This window comes from Psychrobacillus sp. FSL H8-0487 (genome assembly GCF_038008385.1).
GTDB lineage: Bacteria > Bacillota > Bacilli > Bacillales_A > Planococcaceae > Psychrobacillus > Psychrobacillus psychrotolerans.
This window is the reverse complement of sequence record NZ_JBBOZA010000001.1, coordinates 2,898,151-2,915,623: the sequence shown is the minus strand read 5'-3', so window position 1 is coordinate 2,915,623 and position 17,473 is coordinate 2,898,151. Positions and strand designations below refer to the sequence as shown.

Below are 17,473 nucleotides of genomic sequence, written 5' to 3'. Positions count from 1 at the left end.
GGTGCGTAAGATGACTGTATTAGAAGTCAAAGACGTGACAGGTGGCTATACAAAAAAGCCTGTGTTACATGATTTAAACTTTTCGATTGAAAAGGGAGAACTAGTAGGGTTAATCGGGTTGAATGGTGCTGGTAAAAGTACTACCATCAAACATATTATCGGAACAATGAACGCTCTAAAGGGTGAAATCCTACTTAACGGTAAAACATTGAAAGAGGATCCAGCACAATATCGTACATCGTTTTCCTATATACCTGAAACGCCAGTGTTATATGATGAGTTGACGTTAAAGGAACATCTTCAGCTAACAGCGATGGCCTACAATTTAGATGAATCTGTTTTTGAGGCAAGAAAAGAAGCATTATTGAAAGAATTCCGTATGGAAAAAAGATTGAACTGGTTTCCAGCGCACTTTTCTAAAGGAATGAGACAAAAAGTAATGATTATGTGTGCGTTCCTAGTGAATCCAACATTGTTCATTATCGATGAACCGTTTGTAGGTCTGGATCCATTAGGTATTAAATCATTACTGGAGCAGATGAAAACAAGAAAAGATGAAGGGGCATCCATATTAATGTCCACACATATATTGACTACTGCAGAAAAATACTGTGATCGTATCCTACTTTTGCATAACGGGAAAATTCGTGCTCAGGGGACAATGGACGATTTACGGGCGGCATTTCAAATGCCTGATGCAACATTAGATGATCTTTACATCGAAATGACGAAGGAACAACAAAATGAATAATTTGCGTGAAGTATGGAGTAAACGGTTTATATTTTATATAAATGAATTGCAAAAATACTTGAAGTATATTATTTCTGGGCATATTGCAATTGTCATTGTATTCGTAATTGGGGCAGCCGGGTATACGTATAGTGAATGGTTGAATACAGCTCCAAAGGATTTTCCCGCCTTTTTAGTTGTATCATTCATCGTGAGTATTTTACTCGCTTTGAGTACGCCAGTTACGTTAATGAAAAAAGCAGATAGTGTTTACTTTCTTCCATTAGAAACAAAACTAGGTGAATATTTAAAACTCGCGCTTACATGGACTTTCTTTTCATCCATTATAGTACCGTTAGCAGCTTTGGTTGTGTCGATACCACTGCTAACAAGAATAGCTGGTTCCACATCACAAGAAATATTATTCTTCTTCGGAGCGATCCTTATTTGGAAGTATTGGAGTATCCAAACGGAATTCCAATATCGATGGGCATCCAACGGTAAAAATGTGTGGGTAGATTATTTCATGCGAATGATTTTATTGTTTGCCGGTTTATATTTCTTACTAAGTGGTACCTATTTATTTTTACTTGCGGTCGTTATTATTCAAACACTCTATTTAATAGCTTGGAAGAAGAAAAAAGCAGAAGTACCTTTTCCTTTTGATCATTTCATTGAAGTAGAGCAATCACGTATGATGCGTTTTTATCGTTTTGCTAATTACTTTACAGATGTCCCGCATATTCAAGGGATGACGAAAAGAAGAAAGTGGCTTGATATTCTTTACAAACTCGCACCCTATGAACAAAAACACACACAATTATATTTAGTGGTACGTACATTTGTCCGTACAAATGATTATTTCTATTTATGGGTTCGTCTTACAGCGCTCGCTATGATCGGGGCCATTTTCATACCGTTTCCAATCGTTGCGATCATCTTTACTAGTGCTCTTTCATTTGCTACGGTCATTCAACTCCGCCAGTCTTTAGCGGCAGGAGAAGAATTCCGAATGGATTTACTGTTTCCTATTAAAGAGGGTGCACGAAAAAAAGCTGTTGATAAACTGATAAGAATAATTCAACTCATTCAGGCAATTTTCGTCTTCATCGTAATATTAGTACAAGCAGGGTTCATAATGGAGTTAATGTTCATACCGATTGTGATGATCATTATTTCCGAACTGACGCTTCGGGTAAGTAAAATATAACATAAAAAAATACAGGCAAAAAGACACCTAGTCCTTTAAAAACAGAAACTTGGGTATGCAGTTGATGTCCGCTGCGCGGACGCTTTCCATGGGCACGGCTTCAGGCTCGCCCTCGCCCGCGAAGGCCAAAAGGATGTTGGTCACAAAGGCTTTGCCACAGGACGTGGCGCACTTTAGCCTTTGTTCTCCACATGTAACGGAAATCATCAGACTCATTCTAAAAAGTCCTGTAAAACCGATGTTCTTGCGGTACTTTTATATACTTTCTTATATGGTAAGAAAAAAAGAGGGAGCTTTAAAAAGCTTCCTCTTCTTCTATGGATTGGTAAGTAGATATATATGGTGCGCTTGTAAACAAATTTTGTTTATCTGCAATCATACTAAAATCTAGGTTGACTGTTTTTTCCCATACTTCATAGCTACTCGGACCAGTCCATTCCGATAAAATGATATATGTTTCGGATTTAATAGGTTCTAGCACTCTTAAAGCGATAAAACCTGGTTCTTTTTGCGCAGTAGGACCAAGGTTTGTGTATTTGTGCTCGAAAATTGTTTTCCCTTCATCTGTAATGGGAATATGTTGTAAAACGAAGTAACCATTGTGTGAAAAGTTCCCTACCGATTCTAACACTTTATATTTTCTGGGCACTTGAAAAACTGTTTTATTGGAAGTTTCGTGGATTAGAACGGAATTACCGGTTCCATGTAATAGGAAGAGTTCTTCGTTTGGATGTTTCTTTTTTATGGATTGCATAAATTCCGGAGTCCCGGATGTCATATATAAATTCATGAAATTAACTCCCTTTCTCTCTTTTCTTATATCGTTCCCATATTAATGATTTTAAAAACATAATACACAAGTATCATACAGAATTCCGGACAAATTTATGACAAATGCACTGTTTGGCTATACTTTAGAAAAAAGAACGTCTATAGTTGTAACGTATAGGAAAAACAGTACGTTTATATAATGAGAGGCAGGTACCTTTAATGACTAAATTTAACGATACACTTCTTCGTGCAGCACGTGGAGAGCAAGTTGAACACACGCCAGTTTGGTTTATGAGGCAAGCGGGAAGATCACAACCTGAATACAGAAAAATAAAAGAAAAATATTCTTTAGAGCAAATTACACACGAACCTGAACTTTGTGCATATGTTACACGTTTACCAGTAGATAATTACAACGTCGATGCAGCAATTCTGTATAAAGATATAGTAACACCGCTTGTTGGAATAGGCGTAGATGTAAAGATTAAAAATGGAGTTGGCCCTGTAATTTCTAATCCAATCCGTACAGTTCAAGATGTAGCAAACTTAGGGGATTTATCTCCTGAAGATGATGTGCCATTTGTATTGGATACGATTAAATTATTAACGACTGAGCAGCTAAATGTTCCATTAATCGGATTTGCAGGGGCGCCATTCACTCTTGCTAGTTATATGATTGAAGGAGGGCCTTCAAAAAGCTATAACAAAACAAAAGCATTTATGGTTTCAGAACCACAGGCTTGGTTTGCATTAATGGACAAGCTTGCAGATATGATTATTGTCTACATCAAAGCTCAAGTAAAAGCTGGTGCGAAGGCTATTCAAGTATTCGATTCGTGGGTAGGGGCTTTGAATGTAGCAGATTACCGTATTTTCATCAAACCGGTTATGACACGTATTTTCACGGAGCTTCGTGAAACAGGCGTTCCGCTTATTACATTTGGTGTTGGTGCTAGCCACTTAGCGAAGGAATGGCATGACCTTCCTGTTGATGTAGTCGGTATTGACTGGCGCTTATCTATTGAAGAAGCCCGTGCAAAAGGACTGACAAAGCCTTTAATGGGGAATTTAGATCCATCTTATTTAGTTGGCAGTTGGGATGAAATTGAAAAACGCGCGAAAATTATCGTAGAACAAGGTGTGGCTCAGCCTGGGCATATCTTTAACCTTGGACACGGTGTGTTCCCAGAAGTAGAACCGGAAACACTTAAACGTTTAACTTCTTTTGTTCATGATTATAGTAAAGAACTAATCGCAGCAAAATCAAACTAAATTTTTATGAGGTGAAGATGATGAAAAAAACAATGGGATTACTAGTAATGGCTTACGGAACTCCTTACTCAGAAGCAGATATTGAACGATATTATACACATATCAGACATGGTCGTAAACCGAGTGATGAGCAACTGGCTGATTTAACTGGACGTTACGAAGCAATTGGAGGTATTTCCCCACTTGCTAAAATCACTGAAAGCCAAGCAAGAGGATTATGTGACCGTTTAAATGAATTGCAAGATGAGATTGAATTCAAGTTATATATTGGATTAAAACATATCGAGCCTTTCTTAGAGGATGCAGTTGCAGAAATGCATAAAGATGGTATTACAGAAGCAGTATCAATGGTATTGGCACCACATTTCTCTACTTTCTCTATTAAATCATATAATGGTCGTATTAAAGAGGAAGCAGAAAAGCTGGGTAACCTTAAAATTACTTCAATCGAAAGCTGGTACGATGAACCAAAATTCATCCAATACTGGAGTGACAGAGTAAGCGAAGCATTCGCAGCAATGACGGAAGAGCAACGCGAAAAAGCATGTTTAATCGTTTCAGCTCACTCATTACCAGAAAAAATAAAAGAATTAGGCGATCCATATCCCGACCAATTGCAAGAAACAGCAGATTTAATTGCACAAGCAGCAGGCGTGGAAAACTACGAAGTGGGCTGGCAAAGTGCTGGACAAACTCCTGAGCCTTGGATTGGACCAGATGTACAAGATTTAACTCGTGAATTACACGAACAAAAAGGATATACAACATTTGTTTACACGCCAGTAGGATTCGTTGCAGAGCATTTAGAAGTTCTTTACGATAATGACTATGAATGTAAAGTAGTATGCGATGATATCCAAGCGACATATGTACGCCCTGAAATGCCAAATGCACAACCTCAATTTATCGATGCAATGGCAGATGTCGTTTTAAAACACTTGAAATAATAGTTACCTAAATTACCCTAGACATCTGAATGATGTTTAGGGTAATTTTTTTGGTGTTTAGGTGGAACAAAAAATTGAAATCTATTTCAAACTTTTTTCACATATTCTCGTTATAATGAAAGAAATGGGGGTGGATAGGTGAAAAAGTTATATATGCTCTTATTACTTTGCTTTATAGGAGGGTGTTCAGAGGCAAGCTTTCCAGCCATCCCCTCGGATACGGATTTTGTTGCTAGCTTGAATACATTAGACGGAAGCATAGACTTTATATCAAATGAAGCTGAAATAATGGAGTCATGGGAGCTAGAAGAGGCCTACACTGGTTTTGCATTAGCAACAGATAATTTACTTCTAGTTTATGGATACACCGTTGAAAAGGCAGAGCTCATTGAATTATCAACAGGTAAACAGGTAGCCACTATTGACGTAGGTGAAGGCTCTACTTATGCGTATGTATATGAAGAAAAAATCTATATTACCAATGCTATAGATAATACAGTTTCCCTTTATAATATAAAAGGGGAAAAAATACAGACTCAAGCTACTGGAAATTATCCAATGGCAATGATTTCTGATGGCAATAATCTTTTTGTCGTCAATTTTAAAGATGAATTCCTCTCTAAACTATCTATGGAGTTAGAACAAGTAGATGAGTGGGCGATTCCGACTTCTTCTCATGGTCTATTTATAAAGGACAACGAACTTTGGTTAGGCGGCCACGGTGCAGGAAGTAGTCCTAATCGCTCTATTAAAAGAATGAATATAAATACTGGTGAACTAATAGGTGAAATTGAAGTTCCATTAATGCCTATTAATATGGCTAGAGCGAAAAATGGACATGTTTTCACCGTAAGTCACGGTAGTAGTTCAGTCTATGAAATATCCGAAACTGGTGAGGTTTTAAACTCTATCAAAGCAGGAGCAAACCCGTTTTGGATAAGCTCCTTTGGTGATAGTATGGTGCTTGCTGGTTATGATGATCATCAATTATATTTTATCCAGTCTGGAGAGATTACCCAAAAACTGCAGGTCGGAAAAGGTCCATTCCAGTTAATCGTAAGGGAGATTGAATGATGACTACTATATTAGTCGTAGATGATGAAAGAGAAATGCGCAAGCTAGTTGAACTTCATTTATATCAAGCAGGTCATCATGTCCTCCACGCGGATAATGGAGAAGACGCAATTGAACAAGTGCGAACGTCCAACATTGACTTAATACTGCTAGATGTGATGATGTCTGGCATGAATGGATTTGAGGTTTGTGAGAAAATAAGAACATTTTCTCCAGTACCGATTATCTTTTTAACTGCACTGGATGCTAAAACAGATTTAGTCAAAGGGTTAAAGCTTGGTGGGGATGACTATGTCATCAAACCATTTACAGCTATCGAATTGATGGCTCGTATAAATGCTATACTTCGTAGAGTTGGGATAAACTCATATGAACATCATAAAGTAGGAATTATTGAACATGATGTAGTGAGTAGACAAATTACAGTAAATAATGAAAAAATCCAACTGACGTTAAAGGAATATGAATTACTTCATATATTCATGAAATATGAAGGAAAAGCGTTTTCCAGAGAGCAGCTATTAGAACGAATTTGGGGAATGGATTATGAAGGCGGAACGCGTACTGTTGATACGCATATTAAAACACTTCGTTTAAAGCTAGGAGAACAAGCTGGGAAATATATTGAGACGGTGTGGGGAATAGGTTATCGGTTTGAGGTAGTAGAATGAAAAAACTATCCGTAAAAATTTGGATGTTGCTTTTATTGTTCATAACTATCACGATTGTGTTCTTAATGAAATTCACTAATTTTCTATACGAAGAACTTTATGTAGAAGATACAGAAACCTCCATGATAGAGATAGCAGAAAACTTACGGGGTACGTACAAGGGTGGGGCAGTTACAAATGACTTCATCAAACAAACAGAAGACTTCAATCGATTTTCGGACGTAGAGGTTTTTACTGTACGAAATCCGAAAGAACTTAGTGCTTGTATTCCTTTTGATATAGACTATGAGTCATTAATTGGTCCTGAGGAACGCGCTCAGCTCATTGAAGGTGAGGCAGTCATTAAACGAGGTTATGAAAAGAGATTTAACCGAGAAGTTGTATCCGTTATTTATCCTTTAGTCGATGAAAATAGGCTAGAAGGAATTATTTATGTCTATGTACCATTAACGAAAATGACGGAAATGGCTTCGAAGGATGTCATTTTTTTATTGATAACAGTATCTCTTCTACTCCTTTTAATGGCATGGATCAGTTTAAAGACAGTGCAAAAAGTTCTCGTGCCGCTAGATAAGCTAAAAGTAGCAGCCAATGAAATGGCAGTAGGGAAATACGACACAAGAGTTGATGTGAAATCGACCGACGAAATTGGGGAACTTGCTAAAACCTTTAACCAAATGGCAACGTCTATTCAGGAAGAAGATGAGAAAAAAAGAGATTTCTTATCTATTGTATCCCATGAACTACGTACGCCAATTAGTTATATAAAAGGGTATGGGGAAGCATTTGAACAACATCTTGTTCCAGAAGAAAAGAAAAAAGAGGTTTATACACTTATTGTGCAAGAGGCTAATCGAATGCAGAAACTGACAAATGATTTGCTAACATTAGCACGTTCTGAACAGCATCAGGAAGTTCATATATCGCCTTTAGTGTTATCGGAGATTGTGCGGGAGGTATTGCAGCTGGTCAAAACATTAGCAGATAAAAAGCAAATATCGTTTACTGTTACAATAGACGAGGATACAATTATAAAAGCTAATGAGCAAATGACCAAACAAATATTAATCAATATTTTAGAAAACGCTATTCACTATTCGCCTGTCTCATCCTCCATCAAAATAGGAAATGAACTAGCAAAGAATGACACAACTATTCATATTCAAGATGAAGGGTGTGGAATAGCACCGGAGCATTTGACACGTATTACCGAAAGGTTTTATCGTGTGAATAAGGCTAGAAGTCGTATAGATGGGGGAACTGGTCTTGGACTATCCATTGCTTCTCAACTTATCGAAATGCAAAAAGGCAAGCTAATATTCACAAGTGAAGTAGAAAAAGGAACAACGGTTTATATAACATTACCAATTTGGGAGGAATAGTTTTTATGAAAAAGACATTAGCAGTTCTAGTATTTGCAACGATGACACTTGTAGGTTGCGGAGATAAAGAAGTATCGGAAAGTCCATCAACAAGTAATAATGAAGGCACACTGGAAGAAGTGATAGTAGACATCCAAACAGCTGAAACACTTTCTGTAGATGATGTTGTCTTATCTGCAAAAGTAACGCAATCGGATGAAGCAGTGGATGATGCTAGCGTTGAATTTGAGGTATGGGAATCAGGCTTGCGTGACGAAGGGCATATGATAGAAGGAAATTTAACAGAAGATGGCGTATATGAAGCAAATTATTCATTTGATCATGATGGAGTTTATTATATGTTTGCTCATACAAATGCAAGGGGACTTCATGTTATGCCAAAGCAGGAACTGATTGTTGGTGAACCCGATATGAGTAAGGTATTGCCAGATGATAGTGATAATTCAATGAGTGAAATGAATCACGAATAAATACCTTGCCAATGAAATAAGATGGGTGTATTATAATGACTAGATGACCGAAACGGTTTTCTGGTCATTTTTTTAGATTGGGGTGTAGCGAATGGATCGCAGGCAGGAAATATTAGAAGCTGCAACTAAATCCTTTTCCTTGTTTGGCTTTAAAGCTACAACGATGGAGCAAATAGCTAAAATTGCAAATGTAGGAAAAGGAACAATATATACCTTTTTTGAAAATAAAGAAGTACTTTTTCAAGAAATTGTACTTCGTGTAATTACGGAGATGAAACAGGAAGCGACAAAAGTGATTAATGAAGAAGCTTCTTTCCAAGAAAATGCATATGCCGCTTTGATGAAAATGCTAGAATTCCGGGACACTCACCAACTGTTTGCTAAAATTATTGCAGAGGAACAGGAATGGAGAACCCCCGCAGTAATACAGGTAAGGGCGCAAATTGAGCAAGCAATTGTTTCCTTTATTAAACAGAAGGTTGATAAGTATATTGATGCAGGAGAAATTCGTCAAGTAAATAGTGAACTCGTTGCATACTTACTATTAAAAGGGTATTTGGCGTTCGTTAACGACTGGAATCTAACACACGAAAAACCGTTAACAGAAAAGGAAATAACAGACTTTTTTCAAGATACCATTTTTCATAGTCTCATTATTTGAGACTTATTTTTTGGAGAAAATTGACCGACTGAACGAATTGGTCATACAGTACTAGGAGGGAATATTAATGATTAAATCAGAATGGAAAAATATTTTCACAAATAGAAAGTTACTCATTTCTATAATAGCGGTATTGTTTATACCTGTTATGTACGCAGGAATGTTCCTATGGGCATTTTGGGATCCCTATGCAAACTTAAGTGATCTACCTGTAGCAGTAGTAAATGCAGACGAAGGTGCTACGTATAATGATACTGCTCTATCGTTAGGGGACGACCTATCAGAGAAGTTAAAGGAAAGTGAACAGTTTAAGTTTATTTCTGTTTCAAAAGAAGACGCAGATGAAGGATTAGTAAATGAGGACTATTATTTATTAATCGAGATTCCTGAAAACTTTTCACAACATGCAACAACATTGTTAGATGAAGAGCCCCAAAAGATGGTAATAACATACAAAGCAAATGAAGGATATAACTTCCTATCCTCTCAAATTGGGGAAACTGCAATGGACCGAATACGTGCAGAGGTGAATAAGCAAGTCTCTGAAACCTATGCGGAGCAATTATTTGATTCTATTACAAAATTGGGAGATGGATTTGCCGAGGCTTCGGATGGAGCTGGTAAATTAAAAGACGGTGCTGCAGAGATTAATACGGGAGCATCTGACTTAAAAGGTTATTTAGAGCAATTGGCCAGCAGTACGATCAAGCTTCAAGATGGTACTAGTACAGTTGTAAATGGCATACAGAAAGCTGCAACTGGTTCAACCGAGTTAAATAGTGGACTATCAACACTTTCAGGTGGTTCAAAGCAATTAGCAGACGGAGTCAATCAAACAGCTACTGGTGCAGCTCAACTAAATAGTGGAATTCAAACATATACAAGCGGCGTAGCTAAGCTAAATGATAGCTATCAATTATTAAGTGAAAAAGAAAAGGAATTAATAAATTCCTTAGCTACATTACAGTCTAGCAGTGCAACTATTAATAACAGTACGAATCAGTTATCCGAAGGTTCTACTCAGGTAACTGCTGGGATTCAAGCACTATCTCAACAGTTAACTCAGTTATCTGAGTCATTACCAGCAGAACAGGCAGCAAAACTAGTTGAAACAGTGAAACAGTTAGAAACGGGTAGTTCTACAGTATCAGCGGGTCTTGAAAAGCTGGCTAATGGTACAGCTGCACTAGAAAAAGGTACTACTCAAGTGAGTAGCGGGGCAAATCAGCTTAGTGCCGGTTATACACAAGCACAGCAAGGGATTTCCAAACTAAATGGCTCTTCTAGTGCATTAATAGAGGGTTCTGCAAGCTTAGCAACTGGTACTAGTACACTTGCATCTAAAATGAGCGATTTTACAACAGGTATTCAACAAGCATATAATGGCTCCTCTAGTTTAGTAGCTGGTCTGAATGAGTTAGCATCTGGCTCAAATCAGTTAAAAACTGGAACTGGAACATTGGCAGAGAAATCTGGAGAGTTAGCATCTGGCTCCGCTAAATTAACGGAGGGAACAGAACAATTAGCAGAAGGAACTGGAACTTTACAATCCAGCTTAAAGGATGCTAGTGAAAAGTCTAAAGAGGTATCAGCAAATGAGTCAACCTACGAAATGGTTGCTTCTCCAGTAGATGTGGAAGTCGAAGGAGTAAATGAAGTACCAAACTATGGTACCGGATTTACACCATACTTCTTATCTTTAGGATTATTTGTTGGAGCATTACTAATATCGATCGTATTTCCATTCGTGCAGTCTGCTATTAAGCCTACAAGCGGATCATCTTGGTTTTTCAGTAAGATCTCAGTATTGTCATTAGTAGGGATAATACAATCATTAGTAGTTGTAGCTATCGCTTTGTTTGCCTTAAAATTGGAGCCGCAAAGTGTAGGGTTATTCATATTATCAACAATCATTACAAGCTTTACCTACTTGGCTATTGTCCAATTACTTGTAACAGTACTAGGTGACCCAGGTCGCTTTGTAGCAATTGTCATCTTAATACTTCAATTGACAACTAGTGCAGGTACGTTCCCATTGGAGCTAATACCTCAGCCGTTACAAATCTTTAATAAATTCTTACCGATGACTTATTCAGTCCAAAGTTTTAAAGCATCCATTTCAACAGGAAACATGAGCAATTTCTGGTCAACTAATAGTGTATTATTAGGGTTTATGATAGTATGTTTTGCCTTAACTTTTGGTTACTTCATGCTAATGTTCAAAAAACGCCACTCTAAAGAAACAGTTGAAGCTTAAACTTTTTAACCCATCTCGTAAAGAGGTGGGTTTTTTTGAATAAAGCAAGATCCTGTGAACTTAAATTGTAAGCTAGCAAACACCCCAAGGATTTCATTCTTGGGGTGTCTGCATATGTGTTCCTTTTTACGAACAAAAAATCCCACTAGAAAGGGAGGTTTCTAGTGGGTAGTTCTTTCCATTATTAAAGTTTTGTACATTTATCACAGTGGTTCCCGTAGCATTCATGTTGTTCTTCAATTGTGTCACCACAGGTAGCGCATTTCTTCGCGGGTAGGTTACGGAAAAATTCAAGTACGTTTTCTAACATAGTTGTTCCACCTCCATCTGTTATATAACTGGTTTTATTATTATCAGTGTATTATAACACAGTTCAATTTGTCAACATATTATCTGAAATTTTGATAAAATAATGTTAAAGGAGAGATGGACATGTATTTTATAGATAATAAAGGAATTACAGATCCACGCATTAACTTAGCAATTGAGGAATATGCATTAAACACAATGGACATAGAAAAGGATTCTTTTCTTCTGTTTTACATAAATCAGCCTTCCATTATTATTGGAAGAAACCAAAATACGGTGGAAGAAATAAATACTGATTTTGTAGAGAAAAATGGGATTATTCCTGTTCGAAGACTTTCAGGTGGTGGAGCTGTGTACCATGATTTAGGAAACCTGAATTATAGCTTTTTAACAAAGGATGATGGAGAAAGCTTCCGTAACTTTAAAAAGTTCACTTTGCCTGTTATAGAGGCACTTGCAAAAATGGGTGTAAATGCAGAGCTATCTGGAAGAAATGATATTTTGGCAGAAGGTAAAAAAATCTCTGGCAATGCACAATTCTCTACTCGTGGCCGAATGTTCAGCCACGGAACATTAATGTTTGATACAGATATAGATGCTGTTGTATCAGCTTTAAAAGTAAGTAAAGAAAAAATTGAATCTAAAGGTATTAAATCTATACGAAGTCGCGTAACAAACATTAATGAGCTGTTAGATAATCCTATGACAATCGAACAGTTCCGTTTAGAAATTCTTGCTTCTATTTTTGAAGGAGAAGAAAATATCCAGTATTGGGAGTTAACAGAGCAGGACTGGGAAAATATCCACAAGCTTTCAGAAGAGCGTTACCAGCAATGGGATTGGAATTACGGTAAATCACCTAAATTTAATATGAAACATTCACATCGCTTCCCAGTAGGTGGAGTAGATGTGCGTTTAGATGTAAATAGAGGAATGATGGAAGAAGTGAAAATCTTCGGCGACTTCTTCGGTGTAGGTGATATGGCGGAAGTAGAACAGCTACTAACTGGCAAACCATATAGCAAAGAAGGCATAGAAGCGGCGTTAGCAAACGTAGACGTACCTAAATACTTCGGTGGTATAACAAAAGAAGAGCTTGTTCAATTAATTTATTGATAAATGGAAGAGAGTCTGACGTATGTTGGGCTCTTTTTTGATATGATAAAGTAAGAACTGTTTTTGTGGAGGAGGATATTTGTGACAACGCATCGTGTGTTAGTAGTAGAGGATGACCGAAAAATTGCATCTTTGCTTGCAGATACTTTAAGGAAATATCATTATGAGGTACATACTATAGAGAACTTCGATCAAATAGTAGAGGAGTTTACTGCATTTGATCCACATATTGTTTTACTAGATATAAATTTACCGTCCTATGATGGCTATTATTGGTGTCGCCAATTGCGTCAATTGACGACTTGTCCGATTATATTTGTTTCCGCGAGATCTGGAGAAATGGATCAAATTTTCGCTCTAGAAAATGGTGGAGATGATTTTATCACGAAGCCTTTTCACTATGAAATCGTCTTAGCTAAAATAAGAAGTCATTTGAGACGAACGTATGGTGAATATGCTGCAAAGCAGGAAGAAAGAGTTGTGAAGGTTGGCAGGCTCCAACTTTATATGGAGCGTATGGAGTTACATACGCCCAATGGTGAAATTCCGCTTCAAAAGAAAGAGTGTACAATATTGGAATTATTGTTACGCAATCATCCGAAGCTTGTGACCAGAGAGCAGCTACTAGAGGAGCTGTGGGATGACCAGTCATTCGTGGATGAGAATACATTAAATGTAAATATGACAAGAGTTCGAAAAAAGTTAAGTGACTATAAGGTTATATCAACGATTGAGACGGTAAGAGGAGCGGGATATAGATTAATCCTAAGCCCGGAGGAGTCATAATATGATTCGATTGTTCATAAAGGAGCATTTAGTTTTTTTAGTGTTTCAGGTTTTATTAGTATTATTTGTCATGCTATTGTATTGGCTAGATGGCTTCCGAAATGTTGATACTGCAGTGTATTCTATAGTTATTACGAGTATATTGACAATGACCTTTTTAGGGACCTTATTTGTAAAAAAGTATGCATTTTATAAAAAGATTCTTTCTGTACCTACTGAAATAGAGGGTGTCTTACAACGAGAGTCGCAGTCCGCAGAGATCAAACAAGTAGAGACGTACTTGCAGCATATTTACCGTCTATATCAAAAAGAAGTACAGCTTTTATATGCGAGGCAAAATAGACATCTCCAATTTATGAATAGTTGGGTGCATCAGATGAAAACACCTATTTCCGTTATCGAGTTAATGACGCAAGGGAATGATCAAGTTGATGCAGTTGGTGTTTCGGAGGAAATGGATCGTCTGAAGCGTGGTCTAGAAGCAGTTCTGATGAACGCACGATTAGATACATTTGAAGAAGATATGCAAATTGAACAAATTGATATAAAGCAACTTGTTACCGAAGTAGTTTCGAGTAATAAGCGTTTGTTTATAGGAAGTCATGTGTTCCCAGTCATTTCGATTGCAGAAGAATGTGTGATTACTTCGGATTCAAAATGGTTACGATTTGTAATAGCTCAATTTATAACAAATGCTATTAAATATACATTTGAAGAAAACAAAAAGGTATACTTTGAAACTACCTTTGAACATAGCCAAGTAATTTTGTCCGTGCGAGATGAGGGGATTGGTATTCCTGGCTCTGACATGAAAAGGGTAACGAAAGCCTTCTTCACTGGAGAAAATGGAAGGAAAACGGGAGAATCTACTGGCATGGGATTATATTTGGCTCAAGAAATTTGTCACAGGTTAGGACATGAGCTTCAAATCACATCCACTGTTGGAGATGGAACTACTGTATCTATTATTTTTGAACAACATGAATCTACAGAACGAGGTGAGTTCGATGTCGATATTGATGCTGGAAGAAATAACGAAGGTTTATGAAGGAAAAGTAGCGCATCTAGCGATCAATCAACTGAGCTTCGAGGTTGAAAAGGGTGAGTTTCTAGCAGTTATGGGACCTTCAGGGAGTGGCAAAACAACATTACTAAATCTAATATCAACAATAGATCGCCCGACTTCTGGAGATATAATGATCAACGGTCTGGATCCATTGCAGTTGAAAAGCAATGACCTGTCCCTATTCCGTAGAAGACAGCTTGGCTTTGTATTTCAGGATTTTAATTTACTTCCTGCGTTAACAGTGGAAGAGAATATGGTCTTACCTCTAACTTTAGATGGTCAGCCGGTAAATGTCATGAAACAGAAAGTTAATAAGATTGCGGAACAGCTTGACCTAATCTCTATTTTAGAAAAGCGCCCATTTGAAATTTCAGGCGGACAGGCGCAAAGAACTGCTATTGGACGAGCATTAATACATGAGCCCTCCATCATACTGGCAGATGAACCAACTGGAAATCTAGATTCAAAAGCTGCTAAAGATGTATTAGAACTACTATCTAATGTAAACAAAAAAAGTAAAACGACCATCATTATGGTGACACATGATCCGATTGCTGCGAGTTATTGTGATCGAGTTCTATTTATAAAAGACGGCGAGTATTTTAATGAAATTTATAAAGATGACCGCAGACAAACGTTCTTTCAACGTATTTTAAATGTCTTATCTTTACTAGGTGGAAATGTAAATGACCTTTCAACAATTCGCTTATCATAATGTCATTCGAAATGCGCGGGTATATGCTGCATTTTTACTAGCTAGTATTTTTTCAGTTTTAGTATTTTTTGTTTACTCTATGTTAATGTTTCACCCTAATATTGAAGATCAATTTTTGCAAAATATTGCATTTGGTGGAATGTTCATTGCACAGGTAATTCTAATAATATTTACTTTGTTTTTTTTGTTTTACTCGATGAGCGCTTTTTTAGAGGCACGGTCGCATGAATTTGGAGTGCTTCTTAACTTAGGAATGGACAAGCGTCAGCTGAATCGGATGATTTTTTTAGAGACAATGATTTTAGGCGTTGTATCCACATCTGTAGGTATCTTTTTCGGATTTGCCTTTTCAAAATTTTTCTTTATGGTTATTCGTGAAATGTTTTTACTAGATAGTCTGCCGCTATATATGTCATGGAAACCCTTTACATTAACTATACTTGTATTTTTATCTTTGTATATTATTATTTCGTTTGGTAGTTCAGTATTTATTCGTAAAAAGAATATTATTCAATTGTTGAAAGGATATAGTAAGCAAAATGAACAGGAGAGTTATAGCAAGGGAAGAGCAGTTTTAGGGTTATTGCTACTTTTAACGGCTTATAGTTTAGTTATATTTTCACTATTTCAACTTAAGGTTTACCTGAGCGTTGTCATTATTATACTGGCTTTTATAGGTACATATCTGTTCTATACCGACAGTATTTTGTATATTTTAGGAGTTATACGAAAGCGTAAGAATTTATATTGGCATTCTTTCCGATTAATAGCTTTTGCAGAAGCTTCTATAAAAATTAGAGAAAATGCTCGAATGTTTTTTATAGTAACGCTTGTTTCGACTTTAGCTTTTCTTTCGGTTGGAGTCGTGACTTCGTTTACATCTTTTACAGCGCAATATCGGGAGATGAACCCGATTAGTATTTTTTACACTAGTAATTGGGACAATCCTTTTGAAGAAGAACATGTGATGAAATTATCTCAGGAACTCCAAAAGGAAGGGTTATCTTACGAGTTGGTTAAGTTCACCGTAAAAAAACAAACTTCCTCCAATTTACGTAGCCGTGTAAATCTTATAAAGGAATCAGAAGTGAATAGTTTGGCGGTTGCATTGAAGATGCCATTGATTGACCTTCAAAATGGGGAAGCATTGGTCATTCCGAATAAGCGTGAGGCCTCTGAAGAGATAAGAACAGAAGATGAGCAAACAGTGTTAGAAGAAAGTAATGTACCAATTCAAATTAAAGGAGTCTATAAACAGGTGATTTTCCCTTCACTTGCTCTTGGAGATAAATCATTAATCATTAGTGATGAGGATTATGGACTTATAACCGAGCCTTTATACGGGCATGGCTTGAGGGAATCTAACATAACCTATTATGCTTTTCACGTTTCTGAGTGGCTTCGGACCAAGGATGTTGGAACAGATTTAGATAGAATTATGACACAGTCCATGGGTACTTCAAATACAAATCCCAACTCCTTCTATTTCTCCAATCCTGGTTTAAATTATTCACTTATCCAGGCAACGTTTTCTTTATTGTTATTTACAGGTCTACTGGTAGCAGCGGTATTGTTGCTTGCAGCTGGCAGTTTTGTTTACTTTAAACTTTATACAGATCTTGAGCGTGACAAAAAACAATATGATGTACTTCGGAGAATGGGTGTTACGGATAGAGAGCTAGTGAAAATCGTAAATCGTCAGTTAATCCCTCAGTTTTTCTTGCCCTGGGGATTGGCTATGGTGCATAGTACATTTTCATTTATGTTTTTACAAGCCTTTTGGGTTGATCTAGCTGCCGTTTCAATAGCGATGGAAATGTTACTCGTGTTAATAGCGTTTACGATAATTCAAGTTTCTTATTTCTTTTTGATCCGTTGGAGATACATTGCTCATATTCAGTAAAAAGGAAGGTTTAAAGGTTATCGATTGGTGTTAATTATCGCAAGAAGTGCAATGTAAATGAAAATGTATATTAAATTAAATGGCACCGCTAGTGCGGTGCCATTTGTATATAAAAATAAAGACTATGTTAAAG

At 36.9% G+C, this 17,473-nt stretch carries 17 protein-coding genes; 15 read left to right on the top strand and 2 right to left on the bottom strand.

What is annotated here, in order from left to right; translation table 11 throughout:
* Positions 1 to 10: 10 nt before the first annotated feature.
* Together MHI47_RS14880 and MHI47_RS14875 are read left to right on the top strand one after the other, a co-directional pair.
* On the top strand, positions 11 to 751 hold the full coding sequence (locus MHI47_RS14880; RefSeq protein WP_340831348.1) for an ABC transporter ATP-binding protein: 741 nt from the start codon (positions 11 to 13) through the stop codon (positions 749 to 751).
* A complete protein-coding gene (locus tag MHI47_RS14875; RefSeq protein ID WP_340831347.1) occupies positions 744 to 1,940 on the top strand; it encodes an ABC transporter permease in 1,197 nt (398 codons plus the stop codon). Before MHI47_RS14880 ends, MHI47_RS14875 begins: the two co-directional genes overlap by 8 nt.
* Positions 1,941 to 2,235: 295 nt before the next feature.
* Here MHI47_RS14875 and MHI47_RS14870 read toward each other — a convergent pair whose 3' ends face one another.
* The gene (locus tag MHI47_RS14870) at positions 2,236 to 2,730 is read right to left on the bottom strand and encodes an antibiotic biosynthesis monooxygenase family protein (RefSeq protein WP_340831346.1); all 495 of its coding nucleotides are present in this window, start codon (positions 2,728 to 2,730) and stop codon (positions 2,236 to 2,238) included.
* Between the two features lie 200 nt (positions 2,731 to 2,930).
* On the opposite strand from MHI47_RS14870, the gene hemE reads away from it, so the two are divergent.
* The 8 genes from hemE to MHI47_RS14830 all read left to right on the top strand — a co-directional run bounded on the left by hemE (position 2,931) and on the right by MHI47_RS14830 (position 11,445).
* On the top strand, positions 2,931 to 3,983 hold the full coding sequence (gene hemE, locus MHI47_RS14865; protein WP_093538605.1) for a uroporphyrinogen decarboxylase: 1,053 nt from the start codon (positions 2,931 to 2,933) through the stop codon (positions 3,981 to 3,983).
* A gap of 17 nt (positions 3,984 to 4,000) precedes the next feature.
* Positions 4,001 to 4,930, top strand: coding sequence for a ferrochelatase (gene hemH, locus MHI47_RS14860; protein ID WP_340831345.1), 930 nt, complete (start codon positions 4,001 to 4,003; stop codon positions 4,928 to 4,930).
* Between the two features lie 138 nt (positions 4,931 to 5,068).
* Complete coding sequence (locus MHI47_RS14855; RefSeq protein WP_340831344.1) at positions 5,069 to 6,004, top strand: YncE family protein; 936 nt, start codon at positions 5,069 to 5,071, stop codon at positions 6,002 to 6,004.
* Entirely contained in the window at positions 6,004 to 6,675 is a 672-nt protein-coding gene (locus tag MHI47_RS14850) for a response regulator transcription factor (RefSeq protein ID WP_340831343.1), read from the top strand. The genes MHI47_RS14855 and MHI47_RS14850 overlap by 1 nt, the downstream gene beginning before the upstream one ends.
* A complete protein-coding gene (locus tag MHI47_RS14845) occupies positions 6,672 to 8,057 on the top strand; it encodes a sensor histidine kinase (protein ID WP_340831342.1) in 1,386 nt (461 codons plus the stop codon). Before MHI47_RS14850 ends, MHI47_RS14845 begins: the two co-directional genes overlap by 4 nt.
* A 5-nt stretch (positions 8,058 to 8,062) precedes the next feature.
* Complete coding sequence (locus MHI47_RS14840; protein ID WP_340831341.1) at positions 8,063 to 8,527, top strand: FixH family protein; 465 nt, start codon at positions 8,063 to 8,065, stop codon at positions 8,525 to 8,527.
* Between the two features lie 91 nt (positions 8,528 to 8,618).
* Positions 8,619 to 9,188 (top strand): TetR/AcrR family transcriptional regulator, encoded by a 570-nt coding sequence (locus MHI47_RS14835; protein ID WP_340769966.1) that lies wholly within the window; start codon positions 8,619 to 8,621, stop codon positions 9,186 to 9,188.
* A gap of 67 nt (positions 9,189 to 9,255) precedes the next feature.
* Positions 9,256 to 11,445 (top strand): YhgE/Pip domain-containing protein, encoded by a 2,190-nt coding sequence (locus tag MHI47_RS14830; protein ID WP_340831340.1) that lies wholly within the window; start codon positions 9,256 to 9,258, stop codon positions 11,443 to 11,445.
* A gap of 184 nt (positions 11,446 to 11,629) precedes the next feature.
* Here MHI47_RS14830 and yhfH read toward each other — a convergent pair whose 3' ends face one another.
* Positions 11,630 to 11,755 carry a protein YhfH gene (gene yhfH / locus MHI47_RS14825; protein WP_340763258.1) on the bottom strand — a complete coding sequence of 42 codons (126 nt, stop codon included), beginning with the start codon at positions 11,753 to 11,755 and terminating at the stop codon, positions 11,630 to 11,632.
* Positions 11,756 to 11,877: 122 nt separating this feature from the next.
* On the opposite strand from yhfH, the gene MHI47_RS14820 reads away from it, so the two are divergent.
* From MHI47_RS14820 to MHI47_RS14800, 5 genes are all read left to right on the top strand, one after another.
* The gene (locus tag MHI47_RS14820) at positions 11,878 to 12,870 is read left to right on the top strand and encodes a lipoate--protein ligase (RefSeq protein WP_340763257.1); all 993 of its coding nucleotides are present in this window, start codon (positions 11,878 to 11,880) and stop codon (positions 12,868 to 12,870) included.
* A gap of 81 nt (positions 12,871 to 12,951) precedes the next feature.
* Entirely contained in the window at positions 12,952 to 13,656 is a 705-nt protein-coding gene (locus MHI47_RS14815) for a response regulator transcription factor (protein WP_340831339.1), read from the top strand.
* 1 nt (position 13,657) lies between these two features.
* Positions 13,658 to 14,704, top strand: a complete 1,047-nt coding sequence (locus MHI47_RS14810; RefSeq protein WP_340831338.1) for a sensor histidine kinase — start codon at positions 13,658 to 13,660, stop codon at positions 14,702 to 14,704.
* Complete coding sequence (locus tag MHI47_RS14805) at positions 14,664 to 15,437, top strand: ABC transporter ATP-binding protein (protein ID WP_340831337.1); 774 nt, start codon at positions 14,664 to 14,666, stop codon at positions 15,435 to 15,437. Before MHI47_RS14810 ends, MHI47_RS14805 begins: the two co-directional genes overlap by 41 nt.
* Positions 15,409 to 17,340 (top strand): ABC transporter permease, encoded by a 1,932-nt coding sequence (locus MHI47_RS14800; RefSeq protein ID WP_340831335.1) that lies wholly within the window; start codon positions 15,409 to 15,411, stop codon positions 17,338 to 17,340. Before MHI47_RS14805 ends, MHI47_RS14800 begins: the two co-directional genes overlap by 29 nt.
* The last annotated feature ends 133 nt before the right edge of the window (positions 17,341 to 17,473 follow it).

Bases quoted from the DNA above. Each gene is read 5' to 3' on its own strand.
- MHI47_RS14840 (WP_340831341.1), top strand. From the start codon at position 8,063: ATGAAAAAGACATTAGCAGTTCTAGTATTTGCAACGATGACACTTGTA.
- hemE (WP_093538605.1), top strand. From the start codon at position 2,931: ATGACTAAATTTAACGATACACTTCTTCGTGCAGCACGTGGAGAGCAA.
- hemH (WP_340831345.1), top strand. From the start codon at position 4,001: ATGATGAAAAAAACAATGGGATTACTAGTAATGGCTTACGGAACTCCT.
- MHI47_RS14820 (WP_340763257.1), top strand. From the start codon at position 11,878: ATGTATTTTATAGATAATAAAGGAATTACAGATCCACGCATTAACTTA.
- MHI47_RS14850 (WP_340831343.1), top strand. From the start codon at position 6,004: ATGACTACTATATTAGTCGTAGATGATGAAAGAGAAATGCGCAAGCTA.
- MHI47_RS14805 (WP_340831337.1), top strand. From the start codon at position 14,664: ATGTCGATATTGATGCTGGAAGAAATAACGAAGGTTTATGAAGGAAAA.
- MHI47_RS14880 (WP_340831348.1), top strand. From the start codon at position 11: ATGACTGTATTAGAAGTCAAAGACGTGACAGGTGGCTATACAAAAAAG.
- MHI47_RS14800 (WP_340831335.1), top strand. From the start codon at position 15,409: ATGACCTTTCAACAATTCGCTTATCATAATGTCATTCGAAATGCGCGG.
- MHI47_RS14835 (WP_340769966.1), top strand. From the start codon at position 8,619: ATGGATCGCAGGCAGGAAATATTAGAAGCTGCAACTAAATCCTTTTCC.
- yhfH (WP_340763258.1), bottom strand. From the start codon at position 11,755: ATGTTAGAAAACGTACTTGAATTTTTCCGTAACCTACCCGCGAAGAAA.
- MHI47_RS14870 (WP_340831346.1), bottom strand. From the start codon at position 2,730: ATGAATTTATATATGACATCCGGGACTCCGGAATTTATGCAATCCATA.
- MHI47_RS14845 (WP_340831342.1), top strand. From the start codon at position 6,672: ATGAAAAAACTATCCGTAAAAATTTGGATGTTGCTTTTATTGTTCATA.
- MHI47_RS14875 (WP_340831347.1), top strand. From the start codon at position 744: ATGAATAATTTGCGTGAAGTATGGAGTAAACGGTTTATATTTTATATA.
- MHI47_RS14830 (WP_340831340.1), top strand. From the start codon at position 9,256: ATGATTAAATCAGAATGGAAAAATATTTTCACAAATAGAAAGTTACTC.
- MHI47_RS14810 (WP_340831338.1), top strand. From the start codon at position 13,658: ATGATTCGATTGTTCATAAAGGAGCATTTAGTTTTTTTAGTGTTTCAG.